Genomic DNA, 19,355 nt, shown 5'->3' on the forward strand with positions numbered 1-19,355 from the left:
CCAACCAGTGGTCCCACTCGCCGATCGAGAGGTGGGCATGGGGAAATTGAGGTGCCGGAACCGGGTGCGCATCCCTACCCTCGGCCTCATGCGCCACGAATCCGCCCTGCTGAACGTCATCGACGTGGAGGCCACCTGCTGGGAAGGGCAGCCGCCGCCCGGCTCCGTGAGCGAGATCATCGAGATCGGTCTCACCGTCGTGGACGTGTCGGCGCGGTGCCGCGTGTCGCGGCATCGTGTCCTGGTCCGTCCTGTCCGGTCGGCGGTGAGTGAGTTCTGTACCGAGCTGACCGGCCTGACGCAAGCCGAGGTGGAACGGGGTGTCACCTTCGCCGAGGCGTGCCGGATCCTGGTCGGGGAGTTCGGGGCGGGGGAGCGCCCGTGGGCGAGCTGGGGCGAGTACGACCGTCGGCAGTTCGCTCGGCAGAGTCGGGCCGACGGGGTGGCTCATCCGTTCGGCCATCCGACGGAACGTACCCACACCAACGCGAAGGCCGTGTTCGCCGCGGCGTACGGGCTGCACAGGAAACCCGGCATGGATCACGCTCTGCGGATCGCCGGACTGCCGCTCGAGGGACGCCATCACCGCGGCGAGGACGACGCGTGGAACATCGCGGCACTCGTTCTCGATCTGTTGGGCCGCGGGGCATGGCCGGCGCCGCCAGGCGGGTTCACGAGTGCGTCCGGCCCCGGCGGGGTCGATCAGCCGATCGGGGGTGCGAGGTATTCCAGCGCGTAACCGTCGCCGGAGGGGGCTATGCGGGCGATGCCGGGGGAGTCGAGGTGGGCGCCGGCCACGAAGTGGTGTGGTCGGGTCAGTTGTTCGAGGAGGACCGCTCGCGCGGCGCGGGCCTGGGACTGGTCGCCGTCGAGCTCCCAGGACACCTTCGGCTGGTCGAATTGCAGCGTGGGAACGTGAACGGTGTCGCCCCAGACGAGAAGGTGGCCGGTGTCGCTCCTGATCTCGTAGACGGTGTGACCGGGTGTGTGGCCCGGTGTCGGGATCGCGGTGGTCCAGTCGTTGATCGCGACCTTTTCTGACACGGGTACGACCCGGTCGCGGATCGGCTCCAGCCGCCCGGTGAACACCGAGGTGTCGCCCGCGCCGATCCACACGCGCTCGAGTCCGGTGAACGCCTCTGAACCGTCCGGCGTGATCAGGCCGCTCACGTGGTCTTCGTGCCTGTGGGTGATGGCCACATCAGTGATCCGCGCGCGGTCGATTCCCGCTTCGTCGAGGGCGTCGTAGATCAATCCCATGGTGGGGTCGTGCCAGACATCGGACGCGCCGGTGTCGATGAGAACCGACCGCGTGCCGTCGGTGACGAAGAACGCGTTGACCGACAACCGCAGGTTGTCGCCGGCCAGCGGGACGGCGGCCGGCAACTCGTCGAGCGTGTGCCCGTCCTCGTCGCGGAGTCGTGTCGGCGGCATGTCGATGTACCCGTCTCGCAACGAGACCACCTGCAGATCGCCGAATTCGAACGTGGCATGGTGCAGGTCGCTCGAGATCAAACGCATGGAACCTCCGTAGTGTCGAGCGCACATCGCGCGTCTCCTAAAGAAGACTATATCTACTTTAGAAGAAACCCTACACTGTGGGCAGCGACATACCCATCGATCGAGGAGCACGGTGGTCGAGAAAGACGGAAACGCGGCCGAACCAGAGCATGGTGACGACCTGGCCGGCGCGTTCGGCGGTAACGTACGGCGACGCCGCGAGGAGGCGGGCCTGACGCTGGAGCAGCTGTCCACGCAGTCGTCGGTCAGCCGGGCGATGTTGTCCAAGGTCGAACGAGGTGAGAAGAGCCCGACGATCGGCGTCGCGTCCAGGATCGCCCATGCGCTCGACGCGTCGCTCTCGGACCTGATCGGCGCGCCTGCTGCTGCCGCGTCCGGCGTGGCCATTGCCATGCGCAAGAACGATCGCCCCGTCTTCCGTGACCCGGAAACCGGCTTCGAGCGGCACATCGTGTCAGCGGCTCCGGGCGCGGGAGGAGCCGAGATGATCGTCCACTACCTCCCCGCGCAGGTCTCCACCGGGCTGCTGCCCGCGTATCCGCCCGGTACGGAGAAACAACTCGTGGTGCTCGAAGGCACCCTCACCGTCGCGATCGGCGGCATCACCGAGACCCTGAACACGGGCGACTCCCTGTTCTTCCAGGCCGACGCGGACCACGGCTTCGCCAACCGAACGAATGCTCCCTGCGAATACATCATGGTCATCTCGCGCAGAAGCTGATCGGCCGCAGCTTGCGGGCCAGGACAACGCTGTGGGTCTGAGCGTGGGAACCGGCCCTGTCCGCGGAGGGATGACGGAGGCGGAGATGTTCGCTGCGATCCGAGATGCCGGAGTCATCCAGCCGCCGGCCGCGGCCGGTTCTTCTGCCCGCAAACCTCAATGGGAGAGCCACATGACAGCCATCGTCCCTGCCCGTGACGGGGAGCGGATGCTGACGCATTCGAACGGCCAGGATTGCTCGAAGAAGCGTGCGTCGCGGTCATCGGCAGCCGCCTGCTTGGATACTCGCGCAGCGAATGCGTGCGCGGGCGCGAGCTTGGCCTGGTCCTCATCCGCTCCTACTGGCGTGCGGAGGTCCGGCTCGAGGAATGGGCGCCGGAGTTCGAGATACAGCACCGGCGGCTGGTTCCGGAGTCCGAGGCGAAGACGTACGTCCGCGATCCCGACCTGGCCGCGACCCGGGTCTCCTTCCGTGCTCTGGACGCGGCGGCGACAGGTGACGGCCTCGGGCCCTCTCCAAGATCCGTTCCGGGAGGCGAATTCGACGAGCAAGGGAGCAATGCGTGAACATCGGACAACCCCCGACAGCCGGCCCGCGCAAGCACTACAGGCAACTCCGTTCCAGCCAGCCATGGCTCGACGTGGCCATGTGCTGGACCGTCGTGGTCCCCGACAGCGGACAAGCGCTCCCGTTGCACCAGCTCGCCGCCAGGCTCAGCGGAGACGCGCCGCACCGGCTCCATGAGCCGGCGCCGCCCAAGGCCGTCCTGCTTCCCTACGACACCGACAATCCCGTGTCCGCCGATTGGTGCGGAGCCGCCGCCATGCTGGTGGAGGGCGACTTCCTCGGATCAACCCCCGCCGTACTCCGGCGGCTCAGCGAGGGGGCCCGGGTCTACAGCGCCTGGTGGAACGTCAACGCCCACAACCGGCTGAGTTTCGCGTCATCGGGCGAGCTGATCCTGGCGATCGACGCGTTCGGCCCCGGCAGACCGGAGGACCACGCCGGCATCGGCCAATGGCCCGAACTGCAGGCGATGACGGACTTCTTCGTCGACTTCGAGGAACGCGGCGAGGACTACGACTGGCAGGCCGCCATGCTCGCGGTCATCGACCAGACCACAGGGGCAAGGCTGACCAGCGAGTGGCTGGAACAACCACATCCGTACATGACGGTCCGCATGCCCGACGCCCTACGCTGACTCCCCGCGATCAGGCGGACCTTGGACGACGTCCGTTCTATTCGATGGACAGCGTCATCTCCGGTAGGTATCTTCTCCGGGTCCCGCCCGACCTGTCCGGAACTGAGAGTGGTGCCTCAGGCCAGGTGACCGCCCCCGTATCCGAGGAAGACACTTCGTGACCGACATCGTCCCGCTGCGCAAGAACGTGCGGTTTCAACTGCTGTGGGTCGGCAGTGCGGTCTCCGAGCTGGGGTCGGAGCTCACCAGGCTCGCCATGCCGCTGCTGGTGCTGGCGCTCACCGGCTCGCCCGGGTTGGCGGGCATCGTCGCCGGCGCCCGCACCGTCGCCTTCGTCGCGGTCCAGATGCCGGCCGGCGTCTGGGTGGACCGCTGGGACCGCCGCCGTACGCTCATCACTGCCCAGGGCCTCCAGGCGATTGCCTCCGCACTGCTGACGGCGCTCATCCTCACCGGTCATGTGCAGGTCTGGCAGTTCGTCACACTGGCAGCGCTGGACGGGCTGTGCGCCGCGTTCATCGGTCCCGTCAAAGACACGGCGATCCGCGGCATCGTCCCCTCGGGCCAACTGCACAGTGCCTATGCGCAGGAGGAGGCTCGTACCCACGCGGCCGGGCTGCTCGGCCCTCCGCTCGGTGGCCTGCTGTACGGCCTGGGGCGGGCGGTGCCGTTCGTCGTCGACACCGTCACCTTCCTTGCCGCCACGCTCTTCTACGCCTTTGCGAAGGTGCCGCGCCGCCCGGCGGACGAGCCGCGACCCTCCGCCAGGGACGACGGCGAGGAGCAGCGGCCGGTCCGGCGCAGCATGCGCCGGGAAGCGGCCGAGGCCGTCACGTGGCTGTGGCGTCAGCATGGCCTGAGGGAGGTCACCGCAGCGGTGATGATCCTCAACCTGCTGGGCGGGGCGTTCCTCATCCCGCTGATCGTGCTCGTCGGCGAACGCGGCGGCGACGCGCGCGTCACCGGGACGGTCCTGGCCGGTCTCGGTATCGGCGGACTGACCGGTGCGCTGTTGTCGGGCCGCATCAGCAAGCTCCTGCCTCCCGGCAGACTCCTGCTGGCCGTCGTGACGGTCTTCGGTGCCGCGCTGGCGGCCACGGCGCTGCCTTGGGGAGCGTGGTGGCCGATGATCCCGCTGGTGTTCATCACCCTGTCGACGCCCTCTCTGAACGTAGTGATGAACGTGGTGATCGCACGAAGGGTGCCGGAAACGATGCTCGGCCGGATGGGCGCGGTCCTGAGCATGGGCGGGATGGCGCTCAAGCCCCTCGGGCCGGTGCTCGGCGGTGCGTTGGCCGCGGCACTGGGCGGCGCGGCGGCGCTCGTCGTGCTGGGCGGGCTGCTCGGCCTGACCGCCGCCTTGGCCGCGCTCAGCCCGCAGTTGCGCCACTTCACCGGAGAAGCCTCCACGGCCGGAGACGGCACTTCAGGAGACGGCAGTTCAACCGATGACAGGGCCCCGCACGCCCCCGCCTGACAGGCCGGCGACCTGTGCGCACCCGGAAGCCAAGAGACTGGGCCGAACCCACGGATCGCTGCGGACCACCAGGATGCTCCGCAGTCCGTCCGTCGTCATGACGCGGGCTCCTCAAGTGAAGCTGCGCGCGGTGTGTTCCCGGCGTCTTCCAGCTGTGCCCGTGGGACGCCGGGTGGGCCCTGGCCGCGCAGCCGGTCCATCTCCCGCCATTCGGGCCGCAGTCCCGTCAGGCTCGTGGTGAGCGCGTAGGCCGCCCCGCCCGCGAGCAGCACCGGCGCCAGCCCCGCCGCAGCGACCGCCACCCCGCCCACCAATCCGCCGAGCGGGATCCCGGCCCAGGCGAGTGAGTCCGACAACGCGTTGACCCGGCCCAGCAGGCGTCGCGGCACCCGCTCGTAGGAGATCGCTCCGAGGATCGGGTTCAGGAACCCGCCGGCGAACCCGCCCATCGCGAACACCGCCACGATGGCCCACACCGGCACGTCCAACGCCAGGACGAAGAAGCGCGACGGCCCGGCGAGCAGGAACGCCACGAAGAACACCGGCCTGCGCCGCATCCGGTGCGCCACGGCGGCCGCGACCAGGCTGCCTCCGACGGCCGTCAACCCCATCACGCTGCTGTTCAAGCCGACCATGGCGGGCCCGTAGCCGGACTCCTTGGCCCACACGGGGGCGAGCACCTGGCTGAAGGCCGCGTCGAGCAGGTTGGTGACGCCGACCATCACGATCACGGAGAGCAGCAGCGGTTCGCCGCGCAGGAACGCGAAGCCCTGGCCGAACCGCCGCCAGTACCCTTCCTGCCCCTCCTGCCCATCCTGCCCTTCCTGTGCCGACGCGCGGTGCCCCATGCCGCGCGGCAGCGCCCACGCCACGATCACGGAGCCGAGCGCGAAGCAGGTGACACTGATGCCCAGGCTGGCCAGCGGCCCGAGCAGCGCCACCACCGCGCCCCCCGCCGCGGGCCCCAGCGTCTGGGCCAGCCGCTCGGTCACGCCCATCAGCCCGGTGGCTCGCTCCAGCGGCACCCGCCCGCGCTCGGCCGCCTCGGGAACCATGATCTCCTTGGCCAGGTCCCCTGGACCGCGGGCCGCGCCGACCACCGCGACCAGGGCGATCAACGTGCCCAGGGGCAACAGGTCCAGCGCGTGCAGAAGGACGACCGCCCCGGCCGCCGCGGCGCTCAGCACGTCGCCGGCCCAGGAGATCCGGCGCGGCCCGACCCGATCGACCAGCGGCCCGGTCAGCGCCTTGACCAGCACGTACGGGGCCATCTCCGCGAACGCCACCAACCCCGTCTGCGCCGCGCTCCCGGTCGTCGTCAGGACGAACCAGGGCAGCGCGAGGGCCGACACCCGCGTACCGGTCAACGACACCGTCATGGCCGCGAGCAGGCCGGCCATCGGGCGTAAGGACCCGCGGGTTCCCATCACGAGTCCTCAGGCAGCTCGGGCAGGAGCTGCGTGATCAGCGAGACCCGCGCGGCGCCCTCGGGCGCCGCCGCGCCGGGCAGGTCGGGGCGGTAGCGGGAGACGACCTCCTCCAGCTCCTCGCGCAGCCGCTGCCCCTCCTGCGGGGTCAGGCGCAGCGCGATGGAGCTGAGGTCGAGCACGCGCCGCCACTGTCCCGGCATGGTCTGCAGCTCGTTCAGCGTCCGCTGGGTACGGAGGTTGTACAGGGCGGCGATGGACTGCATGTACGCCAGCACCGCTTCGGGCTCCTGCTCGGCCAGCTGGTCGTCGGTGAGCCGGGTGATGTGGTGGACCGAGCGCCACCAGCGCTCGCGGGCGTTGCCGCGCTCGGTGTCCTCCTCCACGAACCCGGCGGCGCCGAGCCTGCGCAGGTGGTAGCTGGCCGTGCCGGAGTTCACACCGAGGTGCTCGGCCAGGCGGGTGGCGGTGGACGGGCCGTGCTTGCGCAGCAGGTCCACGAGTTGCACGCGTACGGGGTGGGCCAGCGCCCGCAGTCCTTTGGCGTCGAGGACGATCACGTTCTCGCGGGGTTCGGTCATGCCTCGAAGGCTAGACCGCAAACATTCATTCGCAAAGACTCATTCGCGAAGAAATGTTGGCAATCAGTGCCGGCCGTCCCGGGCGAGCGTTCACCTGCCGAGTGAGCCCAGGGCGCGGCGGGTGACGTCGGCCGGGGCTGCGGCGATGACGTCGTTGAGCGCGTCCATGGAGGCCTGAAGGTCGCCGATGGCCTGGGCGATGCGGTCGCGCTCCTGGTGAAGGTCGGCCAGCAGGTCCGGGCAGGTCGGGACGAGGCGGTCGCCGGTGTCGCGCAGGCACGGCAGGACCGTGGTGATGGTCGAGGTGTTCAGCCCGGCCGCCAGCAGGCTGCGGATGCGGCGGACGACGGCGACGTCCTCTTCGACGTACTCCCGGTAGCCGCTGGCGCGCCGCTGCGGATGGAGCAGACCCTGCTGTCCGTAGTAGCGCAGCAGGTGCACGGCCACGCCGGTCCGCCGGGACAGCTCACCGATGCGCACAACGACCTCCTGACGACGAGACGGGCATCACCCCGGCTCGACTTGACTCTCATATCGATATGAGACTTTAGCGTCTACGCCATGAAGATGAACAAAGGTTTGGCGACGCTCGCGGCACTGTGCTCGAGCGTCTTCGTCGTGGGCACCTCGGAATACCTGATCGCCGGATTGCTGCCCCAGGTCGGAGCCGATCTTGACGTCTCCGTGGGAACCGCCGGTCAATCGGTGACCGCATACGCCCTCGGAGTGGTGGCCGGAGGGCCGCTCATGGCGCTGCTGACCTCGCGCCTGCCCCGCAAGGGACTCGCCATCGGCCTGATGCTGCTGTTCGCTGCGGGCAGCGCGATCAGCGCGGCGGCGCCGTCGTTCGGCCTGCTCCTGGCGGGCCGCGTGGTGTCCTCGCTCAGCCACGCCGCCTTCCTGGCCCTGGCCCTGGTGACGGCCACCCGCGTGGTCCCGGCCGAGCGGACGGGCTCGGCCATCGCCACCGTGGCCTCCGGTTTCACCGTGGCCACCCTCCTCGGAGTGCCCCTGGGAGCACTGCTCGGGGAGGCCGCCGGATGGCGGGCCCCGTTCGCCGTGCTGACCGTTCTGTCCCTGCTGGCCACCCTGCTCCTGGCCGCCGTCCTGCCCCGGGAGGACGCCCCGTCCACCCGGCTGCGTGAGGAGATACGCGTGGTGACACGCCGGCCGGTCATGCTCGCCATCGCCACCACCGCGGTGGGCTTCTCCGGCGTCGCCACGGTGTTCACCTACATCGCCCCGCTGCTGATCGGCGTCTCCGGCTTCTCCGCCGCGGCAGTCTCCGGCCTGCTGCTCGCCTACGGCGCGGGCAGCTTCATCGGCAACATCGCCGCCGGACGGCTGACCGACAAGTCGATGAGCGCCACCGTACGCGGGGTCTTCGGCGGGCTGGCCGGGACGCTTCTGCTCGTCCCGTTCGCCGTGGTGTGGCAGCCCACCGCCGTGGCCGCTGTCCTGGTGCTCGGCCTGCTCGCCACCGCGACCATCGCCCCGCTGCAGGGACTCATCCTGCGCCACGCGGGTGCCGCCCCGAACCTGGCGGTCTCCGCCAACGTCGGCGCGTTCAACCTCGGGGCCGCGGCCGGCTCGGTCATCGGCGGCGCGATCGTCGCCGCCGGCGCTCTGCGGTGGACCGGCCTGGCCGGCGCGGCACTGAGCCTGATCGGACTGGCCCTCACCTACCTCGTCCTCCCCCGGACACGGACGCGGACAGGGACACGGACGCGGACGTCGGAGAAGGCGGCCGGGCACGAAGCCCCGATCGTCGTCTGAAATCCCCCGTGCATCCACCTCGCAAAGTCACGGCGAGGAGAGGGGCGCGGTTCCTCGATCGTCCTGTCGATCTGTGGCTCAGCTCCTCGAAACCGTGCGGGTTCAGCGGACCCGGTCGTAGACCAGGGCCATCGCGCCCTGCTCGCCGGTCTCCTGGTAGGTGAGCTGCCACTTCGACGGCGGGAGGCCGTCGTCGAAGAGCCGCAGCCCGCCTCCGGCGATCTCCGGGATGACGACGAGGTACATCCGGTCGAGCAGGTCGGCCGCGAGCAGGGCCTTGGTGACGCTGGGGCTGGTGTTGACGAGGATGTCGCCCTCGCCGTCGGCCTTGAGGTCGGCGACGAGATCGGCGACGGGGCCGTTCACCACGCGGGTCCGTTCCCACGGCGCCTCGCTCAGGGTGGTCGACAGGACCACCTTCTCGGTCTCGACCAGCCACTTGGCATAGTCGCGGTCGCGCGGATCGGCGTTGTCGTCGGCGGCGACCGACGGCCAGAACGACATGAACCCTTCGGCGAGGACCCGGCCGAGCACGGCCGTGGTCGCGTTCTCCCGCATCCGGGTCATCTGGTCGCGTGCCACGTCGGTGGTTGCGTAAGTGGCGAACGCGGCGAAATCGGCCGGCCCGCCGGCGCCGTGGTAACGCCCGTCGAGACTGATGACCAGGTTGGCGGTTACTTTGCGTCCGGTGGTCTGCCCGGTCATTTCGTGCTCCTTGTGTCGGTGTCGTGCTCGGTGTCGTGGGTGTCGGCGGCGAGGGTCGCCGCGAGTCGGTCGAGGCTCTGGCCGAAGCCGATCTCGATGCCGGCGACGAAATCCGCCGAGTCGGTGGTGCTGTCGGTGATCCGGTAATGGACCTCCAGGTCGGCACCGGTACGGGTGGGCCGGAGATCGAAGTCGAGGTGACCGGTGAAGGCGAGGCCGCCGTCGGGCAGCAGGGGAGAGAGCCGGTAGGCCAGGTGCTCGCCGGTGCGTACGTCGTCGACGACCCCCTGTGCGCGCCCGACGACCACGTCGGAGTCGTCGAGGTCTTCGGCGTCGCGGTATTCCAGGACGATCCGCCCACCCGGTCGCGCCTCGAACACGAACTCGGACACGCGCAGGCCGTCGGGCGCCCACCAGCGGGCGAGCGATGACGTGTCGGTCAGGTGGTGCCAGACCAGCTCGGGGCGTCCCGTCAGGGAGCGGTGGAACCGGAACGAGCGGCCGTCGGCCCACCCCGGCTCCTGCGCGGCGTGCCGCTCGGTGTCGACGCCGGCCACGTAATGGTCGTACGCCTCGCGTGGGCCGCCGCGCCGGTCCGCGGTGTCGGCGAGCCGACTGAGTACGCCCGCCAGATCCCGTAGGGGACCGGGCTGGAGCGCGTAGACGCGACGCTGGCCGGTGCGCCGCGAGACGACGACACCGGCACGTTCAAGGGTCTGCAGGTGCTTGGTCGTCTGCGGCTGACGCGCCTCGGCGAGCTGGGCCAGAACGCCGACCGGCCGAGGCTGCTCGGCCAGCAGGGTCACGAGCCGCCAGCGGGCCGGGTCGGCCAGTGCGGTGAGGAGTGCCTCCATGGAGAGAAGTATTCACTGCAACGAATATTCGTGTCAAGGCATATCTTCGGCTCGCCGCTCAGCTGGGCGTGGGCAACTTGGCGCGCGGCGCCGGCGACCCTGATTCGGGAGAAGGGCTGGGGCCGGCCGTCGCCCTCAAGGAGACGAATCCGGCCGTACGCGGGTTGGGCACGGCGGCGGTCCAGCCGGATCCGGCCGGGACGGCGGGCACGGGCAGCCGGCTCGCGCCGTCGTCGAAGGACATCTCCAGCCTGAGCGAGGTCACCTGAGCCTGCGACGCACCGGGGTTACGCTCCACCCGGACGGGCACCCTGGTCACCGTGCCGCTACGGGCACGACTGAAGGCGTCCAGATCCGCCGGCGCGTAACGGGCGGCGAGCAGCGGGAGCGGCTTGGCCTCGAGCGTGCGTCCGGCAGTGCGGCTGTGAGCTCGCAGACCGCGTACACGCAGCCGGCGTCCCACACCCGGGACGTGCCCACCTCCAGGGAACTGTCCCAGGTTGCGGTAGTAGGTCGCGGTGGCGGGGAGCGTCACGTCCTGCTGGAGTGTCGCGGAGAAGTCGCCGCCCGCCTCGTCGCCGAACCTCGGCGCGAAGTACGGCCGGCCCTGGGCCGGCGGCGGCCGTTGCTCGAGGGGCGGTCGTGGTGACCCCGGTCCCGTCGGCGGTGCGGAGACCTCCGTCCACCCAGGTCTTCCGGGCCGTGGGAGCAGTCCGGCGGCGCCTTGATCCGGTGCCCATCAGGTGGCCGGGTGCGAGTGGGAAGGCCGCATGGAGGTCCACGATCCGGGATCTGCTGTGGCGAAGTCAGGAACTTTGCTGGTGGCGCCGCAGAGGCCGGTCCGCCGGTACGCCTTTCATGCGGGGGACCGGCGGGTCGGCCTGCCTCGCCGCGAGCGCTTCGCCGCCCCCTTGGCGGGTGCGTCCTTGCCGCCGAGCGCCGACAGGGCACCCGTCACCGGCCAGCTCGGCGAGTTCGGACGTGAGCGGGGAGAGTGGTTACCCGGCCGAGACGGTGATGTTTCCGGAACCCGTGGTCAGCGACAGCTTGCGGGGTGAGGAGCCGTCCTTCTTGACCGAGATGTTGGCGTCACCGGAGGTCGTCCTGGCGTTCACGTCATAGGTCTCGTCGGGGACGGTGAGCGCGACGTCGCCTGAGCCGACCGACAGCTTGACGCCTTCCGGCGCGACCGCGTACTTCAGGGTCACGGGGCCGGATCCTCCCTCCACGAGGAGCTTCTTGCCGCCCAGGCCGTCGCCCTTGATATCGCCGGAGCCGGCCTTGAGGTCCAGAGGGCCGGTGAGCGACCTCAGTGTCAGGTCGCCCGAACCGGTGTCCACGTTGACCTGTAGCCCCTTGGGGATCTCCACCTTGTACTCGACCCCGCAGGTGCCCCACGACTTCTGGCAGTCGTAGTAGACGGACAGCTTGTCGCCCTCCACCTTGTGCTCGGCCTGGGGCTTCTCGTTGCTCCAGTAGAGCCTCTCGGTCACGCTGACGTACGTCACGTCCGACTCGGTGACGGTCACGTCGCCGCTGCCGCTTCTGAGGTGAAGCTGCTGCACCTTCTCCTTGACCTGGTACGTACTGGTCTCCTCGTTCTTCGGTTTGGCGATGGCGTCCAGGCCGCACCCGGTCAGGAGTGCCGCGGAGGCCAGCAGGCCGCCCGCGAGCGCAGTGATCTTCATGCCGTCAAGCTTGTCCGACATTCCGTCCGACCGGCATCAGGGATGACCCCGACGGTTCCCCGGGAGAACCCCCACCTTGGACACCTCGATGGTCAGGCGGCGGAGCCGGTGCGGTCGGGGCGTTGGACGGCGTCGTCGGCGCGGGCGCCGGACAGGATGGCGTCGAGCAGGCCGGGGTAGCGGGCCTCCAGATCGTCGCGCCGCAGGACGAGCAGGTTCTCCCGCCCCGAGGGCTGCTGCCAGATGACGCCGCTGTCGCGCAGCACCCGCCAGTGGTGGGTCATGGTCGACTTCGCGGTGATCCCCAGCGTGTTCAGGACGCTGGTGCAGTTGTGCTCGCCCCCGGCGTCGAGGATGCGTACGACGGACAGGCGCACGCCGTTCCCCAGCGCCGACAGCACGTCTTCGATCCGGATCTGGTCGCGGTCGGGATGACGGAAGGCCATGGTTCAACTGTACCGCGACTGTCGAACAATCCCTCTCCGGTCTGGCATAGTACGACTGTACGTAAATACTCGTACTAACGCTGCCGTGCGGCGGGCTTCCGCGTGCCCGCTTCCCGGCTCCCTCCGAAGGGCGTTCCATGTCCACACCATCCACGCTGCCCGCAGCCCTCGCGGACGGCGTCAAGCCGCGACTCGGCTGGACCCTGGCGTTGCTCGCCCTGGCCCAGCTCATCTACGCGCTCGACCTCAACATCGTCTTCGTCGCGCTCCCGCAGATCGGCGCCGACCTGGGCTTCCCCGGCCAGACCCAGCAACTCGTGGTCAGCGCGTACGTCGTCTTCGCCGGCGGCTTCCTGCTGTTCGGCGGCCGGGCGGCCGACCTGTTCGGCCGCCGCCGTGTCTTCGTGCTCGCCCTGGCTCTCTACGCGCTGTCCTCGCTGGCCGGTGGCCTGGCCGGCGGTCCCGTCGTCATCATCGTCGCCCGCGCGGTCCAGGGCATCGGCGGCGCGTTGCTGCTGCCCTCGACGCTGGCGCTGCTCAACAGCCTGTTCGCCGAGGGGCCGCAGCGAAACCGGGCGCTGGCCGTCTGGGGTGGCGCGGGGGCCAGCGGGCTGACGATCGGCGCGCTGCTCGGCGGCGTCCTCACCGAGAACTTCGGCTGGCCCGCCGTCTTCTTCGTGAACGTCCCCCTGGCCGGGCTGGTCGCGCTGGCCGCCCTGGCCGTCATCCCGCGCGACCCGGCCAGGCGGGAACGGCGCAGGTTCGACATGCCCGGGGCGCTCACCGTCACCGGCGGATCCACCCTGCTGGTCTTCGCCCTGGTCGAAGGGCCCGAACTGGGCTGGGGCAGCCCCCTGGTCGTGGGCGCGTTCGCGTTGGCCGCCGTACTGCTGGTGATCTTCGCGCTGGTCGAGGCGCGCAGCGCGGACCCGCTCATGCCGTTCCGGCTCTTCCGCAACCGCAGCCTGACCGTCGGCATGCTGGTCACCTTCGTCTACATGGCCACGTTCGGCGTCCTGCCGTACTTCCTCACCGTGCTGCTGCAGAGCGTCCACGGCTACAGCGCCCTGCAGACCGGCTTGGCCTTCCTCATCCCCTCGCTGGCCATCGCCGCCGGCACCCAGAGCGGCGAACGCCTGGCCACCCGGATCGGCAACCGTCCCACCCTGCTGATCGGCTTCGCCGTCGGCGTCGTGGGGACCGCCGTCCTGGCCCTCGGCTTCGACGCCGACGCCGGGTACGGGCTGCTGATCCCCGGCCTCGTCGTCTCGGGTCTCGGCCAGGGCATCGTCTGGACCGCCATGTGGATCGCCGCCGCCACCGGCACCCCCGCCCATGAGCAGGGCGTCGCCAACGGCATCGCCTCCACCGCGCTCAACATCGGCAACGCCATAGGCCTGGCCGTCTTCACCGTCATCGCCGACGTGGGCACCGAGGGCAGGACCGGGCAGGCCCTCCGCGCCGCCACGGCGGACGGCGAGTTCCTGGTCGTCCTGCTCACCGCGGCGGCGATGATCGCGGGCCTTCTCATCACCCTCACCCTGCCCCGCCGCGCCCCCGCGCCCCCGGTGCCCGTACTGCCGGACGAGTCTCCCGCGACCGGCTGACCACACCCCGGCGCCCGCAAGCACCCGGCCCGAAACCCCAGGTGCTTGCGGCGGCGACCACCGGCAAAGGCCCGCACGCCGCTCGGGTCTCCCCGCGCGGCGATGGTCGCGCTCCCACGCCGCCGACTTCCGCTGACCACCTTCACCGTCCGAACCTGATCGGCAGCCTTGTCGTGAGCGTGATCGAGGCCCAGGTTCAGGCGACGCAGACGGTGGGACGTGTCCGCGTCAGCGGCGCGGGGGAGGGGTGTTCGGGCGAGAGCAGGCCGGTGTCTTCGGCCGGACGACACCGCTCCGCTCCGCTAATCGAGCCAGCCCAGCCGGGTCGCGCGGACACCTGCCTGAAAACGGCTGGTGGCGCCGAGCAGCACGCTCACCTCACCCACGACCCGCGTGACCGTCCGGGTGGACACTCCCAGCGTGCGGGCGATCGCCGAGTCCTTGGCGCCGACGGCCAGCATACGCAGGACGGCACGCTGCTGCTCGGTGAGCGCCCCCGCGTCCGAGGAGCCGGGGACGTCCTTCGGCTCCGACGCCGTCATCCAGCAGTTGTCGTACAGCGCCGCCAGGGACCTCACCACGCCTCCACCGCGGATCACCAGCGCGCCGGCGCCCAGGTCGGCGGGGTCGGCCTGGACGACGGCGGTGTGCCGGTCGTAGACGAGCATCCGGGTCGGCACGACGGGCGCGGCCCGTACCTCGCGGCCCTGGCGCGTCCAGCGATCCACGAACCCACGTAGTACCGGCTGGGAGAAGGAGCTCTGCGCGTGCAGGGCGCGTACCCGTACCCCTCTGGCGAGCGCGCGCTCAGATCTCTCCAGGCCCTCCGCCAGCGCCGCAGGTGTCCAGTCGGTGACCGGATGCATGCTGAGGATCTCGTGCCCGGCCTGTTCGCTCAGCTCCGTGATACGCCTGGCCAGGCGCGTCGCCATCTCGTCCAGGGTGAAGAACTCGACGTCCATGTCGCGCTCGGCGCGGACAGGCAGGCTCAGGTAGCTCCGGGCGACCGCGGCGGCCGTGACGTGCTGCTCCACCAGGCGGTCCAGGAGGCGGTGGCTCTCCTCAAGGCTCAGCCTGAGCGTCGCTGCGGCGTCCACCGGAACTTTGGCGTCGGGGTCGAGCAGGCGCAGCCGGATGAGGTGCTCCTGGACGCGGGCGATCTGCGCGGTGGTGACTCCCATCGCCACCGCCACGTCGGTGAACGACTCGGCGCGCTCCAGCATGCGCGCGTAGATCGCCCTGCTGACCTGGTCGTCATCCTCGTACGGCACGCGGCCGCTCCTTCCTGCTCGTCTTCGACGAGGCCGGTCTGTCATACGCCATGGCGTGTTGCGAACACCGTCGTACGGCTCCACGCTGCGGAGGGCGCTGGAGGAGACGGGCGAGCGGACACCCGGCGCGGGGATGAGCAACCGCCCTTCGCCACTGCGATTCGCCATAGGAGAAGCAGATCCCCCTACGGTTGGGTTGTTCTGCTCGGCGCCTACGAGTGGTCAGAGTGCGCGTGCTCCGCGTGGAAGGCGGGCGCAGAAGTTGGATGATGGTGACCGCTCTGGTCCAACGATGCTCCTTAGTAGTAAGGACTCCAGATTGTAGGGGGATGGGATATATACGGCGAAAAATGCCGGGGTTGCCGCAGTCGGCACCGGGTCGTCACTCGGAGCTTGACAGTTGGTCGCCTAGCCGCTCAGTGCCCGTAGAACCGGATTCTGTGTTGACGCGTCGAACTCACAACAATGGAGTCGATGGAGCTCCGAGGGGGCCCTGCATGGCGAGCGAAGATCCACATTCTATGATCTTCATAGCTCACGTCCGATGACGGAAGGACATGAGGATGCGGCTCAGCCTCCCTCGTAACGGCCTGCTGGCGGTGGCGGCCCTGGACCTGATCGTCGCCTTGTTGATGGTCGCGGGACAATTGACGCCCACACCGGCGGGAGCGGTGGCCGCGGCGGTGCTCGCGCCGCTGTCCGTCATGGGATACATGCACGCGTACCGGCTGTTGAGGGCCGCTCGTGAGGTCGGTGCCGCGCCAGGGGGCGCGCTGAGGACGGTCGTCGATGCTCTGGTGCCGCTTCAGGTACGCATGCTCATGAGAGCGGAGCACAGGAACCTGGCCAGCTTCGCTCTGTGGGTCAGGCGGCGTCAGGACGGGGTGCCGCCGGGTGGTGTCGCCGTGGCGTATGCGAAGAATCAGCGGCCGTTGCTGCTGATGCTGCTGTTCGCCGTGGCCGTGCAGGCTGTCGCCCTGGAGTGGATGCTGGCGGCCTCGAACGCCGCGGCCGGTCTGCGCGCCGTCGTCATGGTTGCCGATGTCTACCAACTCCTGTTCGTGCTGGCCCTCGGAGCGGCGTCCGCCACCCGGCCGCATGTCGTGACCGCGCAGGAGCTGCGCATCCGCTACGGCGCGTACGTCGATCTGCGTGTCCCGCGCGAGCTCATCGCCTCGGTCAAGATGAGCCGCAACTACAATGCGCGCGGTGTGATCGAAGTGGCGGACGGCCACCTCACGCTGGGAGTGGACGCGCAGACCAACCTGATCGTCAACCTGACCGGGCCGATCACCGTCACCAGACCCCTCGGCCGTCGCGAGCGCATCACCACGATCCGCTTCTACGCCGACGACCCCGGCTCAGCTCTGAAAAGCCTGACAGGGCGTTCATGAACCAGGTTCGACCACGATCACGCGGCTTCGATCCGGCTCCGCAGCCGCGAGACGGTGGATCGCCAACTCCTATGGCAACTGATGAGAGGTCACAAGGGTGAGGCCGAACTGCTTCAGAAGATGAGGAACTGCAGTTCGTATTGATTGGGGATCGCGTGGTCGTCCCAGAAGCACCTGTACGCGCGGACGCTCCGCTGGCCGTCCCGGTGACAGTTCTCGTACGCGTCGGGGCCCCAGTAGTACCCGACGGTCTCCCAGTGTGATGCCGCGGTTGCGGATGTCGCGGCCGACGCCGTGGTCAACGGGGCCGCGGCGGCGAGGGCGAGGGCGATCCCCGCGATGCCGAGACTGCGCTTCCATATGGTCATCAGGTTCTCCGATCGTCGTGAGACGGGACGAACTGGCTGCCACTTGACCATCACATGATCGACATCGTCGCGTCGTTGGCGTCGGACGCACATTTCGTTCGCAGCACCCGAATCTCCTCAGCGGGGCGGTTCCTCAGGACGTGGGGCGGCGAGCAGCAGGGCGGCGGCTCGGGCGAGGACCTGCGCCCGGGTACGGCCACCGTGGTCGGCGGCCAGGAAGTGTTCGCCGATCGCCACGCAGAAGGCGAGCAGGCTGCGTGCCTCGACCTCCTCGGGGTCGGAGCAGAAGCTGCCGATCATCTCGCGCAACAACGCCATACGCCGGTTGTCCACCCGCCGCAGGCGTACGGCGACCGCCTCGTCGCGCCTGGCCCAGTCGCGTACGGCGAGGTCGATGGGCAGCAGGCGGTCGTCGGAGAAGGTGAGCACGCCCGCACGCTTGATCTTGGCCCTCGGGTCGCCGCCCTCGCGTTCGACGCGCTCGATCACCTCGTCGGTGCTCTCCCGCTCCCAGGTGTCCAGCATCGCCTCAAGAAGCGCCTCCCGGTCGGCGAAGTACCCGTAGAACCCGCCCTTGGTGACGCCGAGCCGCTTGGCCAGCGCCTCCACGCGCACCGCGTCGGGGCCACCGGCGGCCAGCGCCCGCAACCCCTCCTCGATCCACCCGTCACGTGTCGTACGGATCGCACCCACAGTGTGTGCCACCTCACTCAGGATCCATATATACGCCACCGTATAACCATGGTTAACCTCAGTATATACGGTAGCGTATACATATGGAGGGATCATGAGGCTCCCGAACGCCGCGTACACCGGCCGCCCCTGGCGCATCCACGACATCGCCGGAGGTTTCGAGCTGGAGGACGTCTGGGCGATCCGCACCCCCGACGCCGGACGGGAGGACTTCCCCGCCGTGCTCGCCGCGATGCGCGACTTCGGCGGCGCCCCCCTGCCGCTGCGGTTCCTGTTCGCGGTGCGCTGGAAGCTGGGTGTCCTGTTCGGCTGGGACAGGGCGTCGGCGGGCATCGGGCTGCGTGTCCCGTCCCTGTGCGACCGCCTGCCCGCCGACCTGCGCCGGGGCCCGCGTGGCGCCGACGCGGGTCTGGCGCCCTTCTCTCCGGTGTACACGCTGGACGACGAATGCGCGCTGGAGCTGGCGAACCACACCGTTCACGCGGTGATGCACCTGGCATGGGCGCCGGCCTCCGGCGGCGGGTACGAGCTCCGCATGGCGGTCCTCGTACGCCCCAACGGCCTGCTCGGGCGGCTCTACATGGCCGCCATCACGCCGTTCCGAAGGCTCTTCGTCCTTCCAGCCTTCACCCGGCACCTGGAGCGCGCCTGGCGGGACCGCGACGCGGGCGTCGTGCACTCCGCCGTCGGGACGGGCCACATCCCGCCGTCCGTACGCGCGGCGACCTCCTTGCCCGTCATCGACTACGCCGACCACTTCAGCCTGGCCACGGACGTCGAGGCGACGGCGGAGCAGTGGGCGCGGGCGATGTTCGGCGACGTGCCCAGCGCGGCGGAACGGTTCATCTGGCGGGGCCTCCTGGGGCTCCGGCTCGCCCGCGGCCGATCGCCGGCCACCGTGGCCGGGTGGCGGATCACCGCGCGTGGCGGCGACTGGGTCCGGCTGGAGGCCGCATCCTGGTTCCTGACCGGCAACCTCGTCGTACGGGCGGCGGAGGGGCGGGTGTCACTGACCACCCTCCTGCGCTATGACCGGCGCGTCGGGCACGTCGCGTGGCCGCCCCTGTCGGCGATCCATCGCCGGCTGGTTCCCGGGGTGCTGCGCGGCGCCGTGGCGAGGGTGACCCGCAACGGCGTCCGGTAGTTCCCGGTCAGGCCCTTCGGAGCCGTACCTGACCGGGAACGGCGTGGTCAGCCGCGCTTGGCGGGCGGCCACCCGTGACCCCAGCCGCCCTGGACCATGGTCTGGAACGCCCACCCGTCCTCGGTACGCACCAGCAGGTCGGCGTAGTGCATGTGGTGCTTCTCGCCCTCGATCGTCATCGACGCCTCGGTCTCCACGACCACCAGGTTGGGGGTGAGGAAACGCGGGGTACGCGTCGAGCGCAGGTCGAGCCCGGCGGTGCCGCCGCCCATGGACTGCTTCATCGCCTCGACATACTCGGCTCGCGTCCACTGGCAGACGCTCGCGTGGCCGCCCGGCGCGTCGGTGGCCACGTTCATCGGGAAGACGGCCAGGTCGGCGAGCTGCTCGATCGCGCCCTGCTCGGCCAGTGCGTCGTAGTCGGCGAACCACTGCTCGATGTTCTTCAGTTCCGCGGTGCTCGGCTGGTACATGCGGCTC

The 19,355-nt window shown here is 69.9% G+C and carries 22 protein-coding genes; 9 read left to right on the forward strand and 13 right to left on the reverse strand.

Annotated features, from left to right (window positions below):
• Positions 1–88 precede the first annotated feature (88 nt).
• Complete coding sequence (locus IEZ27_RS15515) at positions 89–739, forward strand: 3'-5' exonuclease (protein ID WP_229824007.1); 651 nt, start codon at positions 89–91, stop codon at positions 737–739.
• Here the strand turns inward: IEZ27_RS15515 and IEZ27_RS15520 are convergent.
• On the reverse strand, positions 703–1,521 hold the full coding sequence (locus IEZ27_RS15520) for an MBL fold metallo-hydrolase (RefSeq protein WP_189647828.1): 819 nt from the start codon (positions 1,519–1,521) through the stop codon (positions 703–705). The two genes, IEZ27_RS15515 and IEZ27_RS15520, sit on opposite strands and share 37 nt — an antisense overlap.
• 112 nt (positions 1,522–1,633) lie before the next feature.
• On the opposite strand from IEZ27_RS15520, the gene IEZ27_RS15525 reads away from it, so the two are divergent.
• The 4 genes from IEZ27_RS15525 (at position 1,634) to IEZ27_RS15540 (ending at position 4,921) form a co-directional block, all read left to right on the forward strand.
• Positions 1,634–2,242: a helix-turn-helix domain-containing protein gene (locus IEZ27_RS15525; RefSeq protein WP_189647829.1), complete on the forward strand. Its 609-nt coding sequence runs from the start codon at positions 1,634–1,636 to the stop codon at positions 2,240–2,242.
• A gap of 234 nt (positions 2,243–2,476) precedes the next feature.
• Positions 2,477–2,809, forward strand: a complete 333-nt coding sequence (locus tag IEZ27_RS15530) for a hypothetical protein (RefSeq protein WP_189647830.1) — start codon at positions 2,477–2,479, stop codon at positions 2,807–2,809.
• Positions 2,806–3,444, forward strand: coding sequence for a DUF6461 domain-containing protein (locus IEZ27_RS15535; RefSeq protein WP_189647831.1), 639 nt, complete (start codon positions 2,806–2,808; stop codon positions 3,442–3,444). The genes IEZ27_RS15530 and IEZ27_RS15535 overlap by 4 nt, the downstream gene beginning before the upstream one ends.
• A 157-nt stretch (positions 3,445–3,601) precedes the next feature.
• On the forward strand, positions 3,602–4,921 hold the full coding sequence (locus IEZ27_RS15540; protein ID WP_229824008.1) for an MFS transporter: 1,320 nt from the start codon (positions 3,602–3,604) through the stop codon (positions 4,919–4,921).
• 95 nt (positions 4,922–5,016) lie between these two features.
• Here IEZ27_RS15540 and IEZ27_RS15545 read toward each other — a convergent pair whose 3' ends face one another.
• The 3 genes from IEZ27_RS15545 to IEZ27_RS15555 form a co-directional block, all read right to left on the reverse strand.
• A complete protein-coding gene (locus tag IEZ27_RS15545) occupies positions 5,017–6,348 on the reverse strand; it encodes an MFS transporter (RefSeq protein ID WP_189647832.1) in 1,332 nt (443 codons plus the stop codon).
• Positions 6,348–6,929 carry a winged helix-turn-helix domain-containing protein gene (locus tag IEZ27_RS15550; RefSeq protein ID WP_189647833.1) on the reverse strand — a complete coding sequence of 194 codons (582 nt, stop codon included), beginning with the start codon at positions 6,927–6,929 and terminating at the stop codon, positions 6,348–6,350. Before IEZ27_RS15550 ends, IEZ27_RS15545 begins: the two co-directional genes overlap by 1 nt.
• A gap of 90 nt (positions 6,930–7,019) precedes the next feature.
• The gene (locus IEZ27_RS15555) at positions 7,020–7,409 is read right to left on the reverse strand and encodes a MerR family transcriptional regulator (protein ID WP_189647834.1); all 390 of its coding nucleotides are present in this window, start codon (positions 7,407–7,409) and stop codon (positions 7,020–7,022) included.
• 81 nt (positions 7,410–7,490) lie between these two features.
• Here IEZ27_RS15555 and IEZ27_RS15560 point away from each other — a divergent pair, with 81 nt between their 5' ends.
• The gene (locus tag IEZ27_RS15560) at positions 7,491–8,705 is read left to right on the forward strand and encodes an MFS transporter (protein WP_229824009.1); all 1,215 of its coding nucleotides are present in this window, start codon (positions 7,491–7,493) and stop codon (positions 8,703–8,705) included.
• 102 nt (positions 8,706–8,807) lie between these two features.
• Here the strand turns inward: IEZ27_RS15560 and IEZ27_RS15565 are convergent, their stop codons facing one another.
• The 5 genes from IEZ27_RS15565 to IEZ27_RS15585 form a co-directional block, all read right to left on the reverse strand.
• A complete protein-coding gene (locus tag IEZ27_RS15565; protein ID WP_189647835.1) occupies positions 8,808–9,410 on the reverse strand; it encodes a dihydrofolate reductase family protein in 603 nt (200 codons plus the stop codon).
• Entirely contained in the window at positions 9,407–10,264 is an 858-nt protein-coding gene (locus IEZ27_RS15570) for a metalloregulator ArsR/SmtB family transcription factor (protein ID WP_189647836.1), read from the reverse strand. The genes IEZ27_RS15565 and IEZ27_RS15570 overlap by 4 nt, the downstream gene beginning before the upstream one ends.
• A 58-nt stretch (positions 10,265–10,322) precedes the next feature.
• A complete protein-coding gene (locus IEZ27_RS15575; RefSeq protein ID WP_189647837.1) occupies positions 10,323–10,799 on the reverse strand; it encodes a hypothetical protein in 477 nt (158 codons plus the stop codon).
• Between the two features lie 463 nt (positions 10,800–11,262).
• Positions 11,263–11,952: a DUF4097 family beta strand repeat-containing protein gene (locus tag IEZ27_RS15580; protein ID WP_189647838.1), complete on the reverse strand. Its 690-nt coding sequence runs from the start codon at positions 11,950–11,952 to the stop codon at positions 11,263–11,265.
• Positions 11,953–12,044: 92 nt separating this feature from the next.
• Complete coding sequence (locus IEZ27_RS15585; RefSeq protein WP_189647839.1) at positions 12,045–12,398, reverse strand: ArsR/SmtB family transcription factor; 354 nt, start codon at positions 12,396–12,398, stop codon at positions 12,045–12,047.
• 137 nt (positions 12,399–12,535) lie between these two features.
• On the opposite strand from IEZ27_RS15585, the gene IEZ27_RS15590 reads away from it, so the two are divergent.
• Positions 12,536–14,005, forward strand: coding sequence for an MFS transporter (locus IEZ27_RS15590; protein ID WP_189647840.1), 1,470 nt, complete (start codon positions 12,536–12,538; stop codon positions 14,003–14,005).
• Between the two features lie 302 nt (positions 14,006–14,307).
• Here IEZ27_RS15590 and IEZ27_RS15595 read toward each other — a convergent pair whose 3' ends face one another.
• Positions 14,308–15,276, reverse strand: a complete 969-nt coding sequence (locus IEZ27_RS15595) for a helix-turn-helix transcriptional regulator (protein ID WP_189647841.1) — start codon at positions 15,274–15,276, stop codon at positions 14,308–14,310.
• Between the two features lie 563 nt (positions 15,277–15,839).
• Between IEZ27_RS15595 and IEZ27_RS15600 the strand changes: the two genes are divergently transcribed.
• The gene (locus IEZ27_RS15600) at positions 15,840–16,670 is read left to right on the forward strand and encodes a hypothetical protein (protein WP_189647842.1); all 831 of its coding nucleotides are present in this window, start codon (positions 15,840–15,842) and stop codon (positions 16,668–16,670) included.
• Between the two features lie 113 nt (positions 16,671–16,783).
• On the opposite strand, the gene IEZ27_RS15605 is transcribed toward IEZ27_RS15600, so the two are convergent.
• Together IEZ27_RS15605 and IEZ27_RS15610 are read right to left on the reverse strand one after the other, a co-directional pair.
• Positions 16,784–17,038, reverse strand: coding sequence for a hypothetical protein (locus IEZ27_RS15605; RefSeq protein WP_189647843.1), 255 nt, complete (start codon positions 17,036–17,038; stop codon positions 16,784–16,786).
• A 117-nt stretch (positions 17,039–17,155) separates the two neighbouring features.
• Positions 17,156–17,743: a TetR/AcrR family transcriptional regulator gene (locus tag IEZ27_RS15610; RefSeq protein WP_229824010.1), complete on the reverse strand. Its 588-nt coding sequence runs from the start codon at positions 17,741–17,743 to the stop codon at positions 17,156–17,158.
• An 82-nt stretch (positions 17,744–17,825) separates the two neighbouring features.
• On the opposite strand from IEZ27_RS15610, the gene IEZ27_RS15615 reads away from it, so the two are divergent.
• Positions 17,826–18,875, forward strand: coding sequence for a DUF2867 domain-containing protein (locus IEZ27_RS15615; protein WP_189647845.1), 1,050 nt, complete (start codon positions 17,826–17,828; stop codon positions 18,873–18,875).
• Positions 18,876–18,922: 47 nt separating this feature from the next.
• Here the strand turns inward: IEZ27_RS15615 and IEZ27_RS15620 are convergent, their stop codons facing one another.
• On the reverse strand, positions 18,923–19,348 hold the full coding sequence (locus tag IEZ27_RS15620) for a nuclear transport factor 2 family protein (protein ID WP_189647846.1): 426 nt from the start codon (positions 19,346–19,348) through the stop codon (positions 18,923–18,925).
• Positions 19,349–19,355 lie beyond the last annotated feature (7 nt).

Source organism: Nonomuraea spiralis, assembly GCF_014648435.1.
In the GTDB taxonomy this organism is placed as follows: Bacteria; Actinomycetota; Actinomycetes; order Streptosporangiales; family Streptosporangiaceae; genus Nonomuraea; species Nonomuraea spiralis.

Bases quoted from the DNA above. Each gene is read 5' to 3' on its own strand.
- IEZ27_RS15515 (WP_229824007.1), top strand. From the start codon at position 89: ATGCGCCACGAATCCGCCCTGCTGAACGTCATCGACGTGGAGGCCACC.
- IEZ27_RS15520 (WP_189647828.1), bottom strand. From the start codon at position 1,521: ATGCGTTTGATCTCGAGCGACCTGCACCATGCCACGTTCGAATTCGGC.
- IEZ27_RS15545 (WP_189647832.1), bottom strand. From the start codon at position 6,348: ATGGGAACCCGCGGGTCCTTACGCCCGATGGCCGGCCTGCTCGCGGCC.
- IEZ27_RS15550 (WP_189647833.1), bottom strand. From the start codon at position 6,929: ATGACCGAACCCCGCGAGAACGTGATCGTCCTCGACGCCAAAGGACTG.
- IEZ27_RS15560 (WP_229824009.1), top strand. From the start codon at position 7,491: ATGAAGATGAACAAAGGTTTGGCGACGCTCGCGGCACTGTGCTCGAGC.
- IEZ27_RS15565 (WP_189647835.1), bottom strand. From the start codon at position 9,410: ATGACCGGGCAGACCACCGGACGCAAAGTAACCGCCAACCTGGTCATC.
- IEZ27_RS15570 (WP_189647836.1), bottom strand. From the start codon at position 10,264: ATGGAGGCACTCCTCACCGCACTGGCCGACCCGGCCCGCTGGCGGCTC.
- IEZ27_RS15580 (WP_189647838.1), bottom strand. From the start codon at position 11,952: ATGAAGATCACTGCGCTCGCGGGCGGCCTGCTGGCCTCCGCGGCACTC.
- IEZ27_RS15585 (WP_189647839.1), bottom strand. From the start codon at position 12,398: ATGGCCTTCCGTCATCCCGACCGCGACCAGATCCGGATCGAAGACGTG.
- IEZ27_RS15590 (WP_189647840.1), top strand. From the start codon at position 12,536: ATGTCCACACCATCCACGCTGCCCGCAGCCCTCGCGGACGGCGTCAAG.
- IEZ27_RS15600 (WP_189647842.1), top strand. From the start codon at position 15,840: ATGCGGCTCAGCCTCCCTCGTAACGGCCTGCTGGCGGTGGCGGCCCTG.
- IEZ27_RS15605 (WP_189647843.1), bottom strand. From the start codon at position 17,038: ATGACCATATGGAAGCGCAGTCTCGGCATCGCGGGGATCGCCCTCGCC.
- IEZ27_RS15615 (WP_189647845.1), top strand. From the start codon at position 17,826: ATGAGGCTCCCGAACGCCGCGTACACCGGCCGCCCCTGGCGCATCCAC.
- IEZ27_RS15620 (WP_189647846.1), bottom strand. From the start codon at position 19,348: ATGTACCAGCCGAGCACCGCGGAACTGAAGAACATCGAGCAGTGGTTC.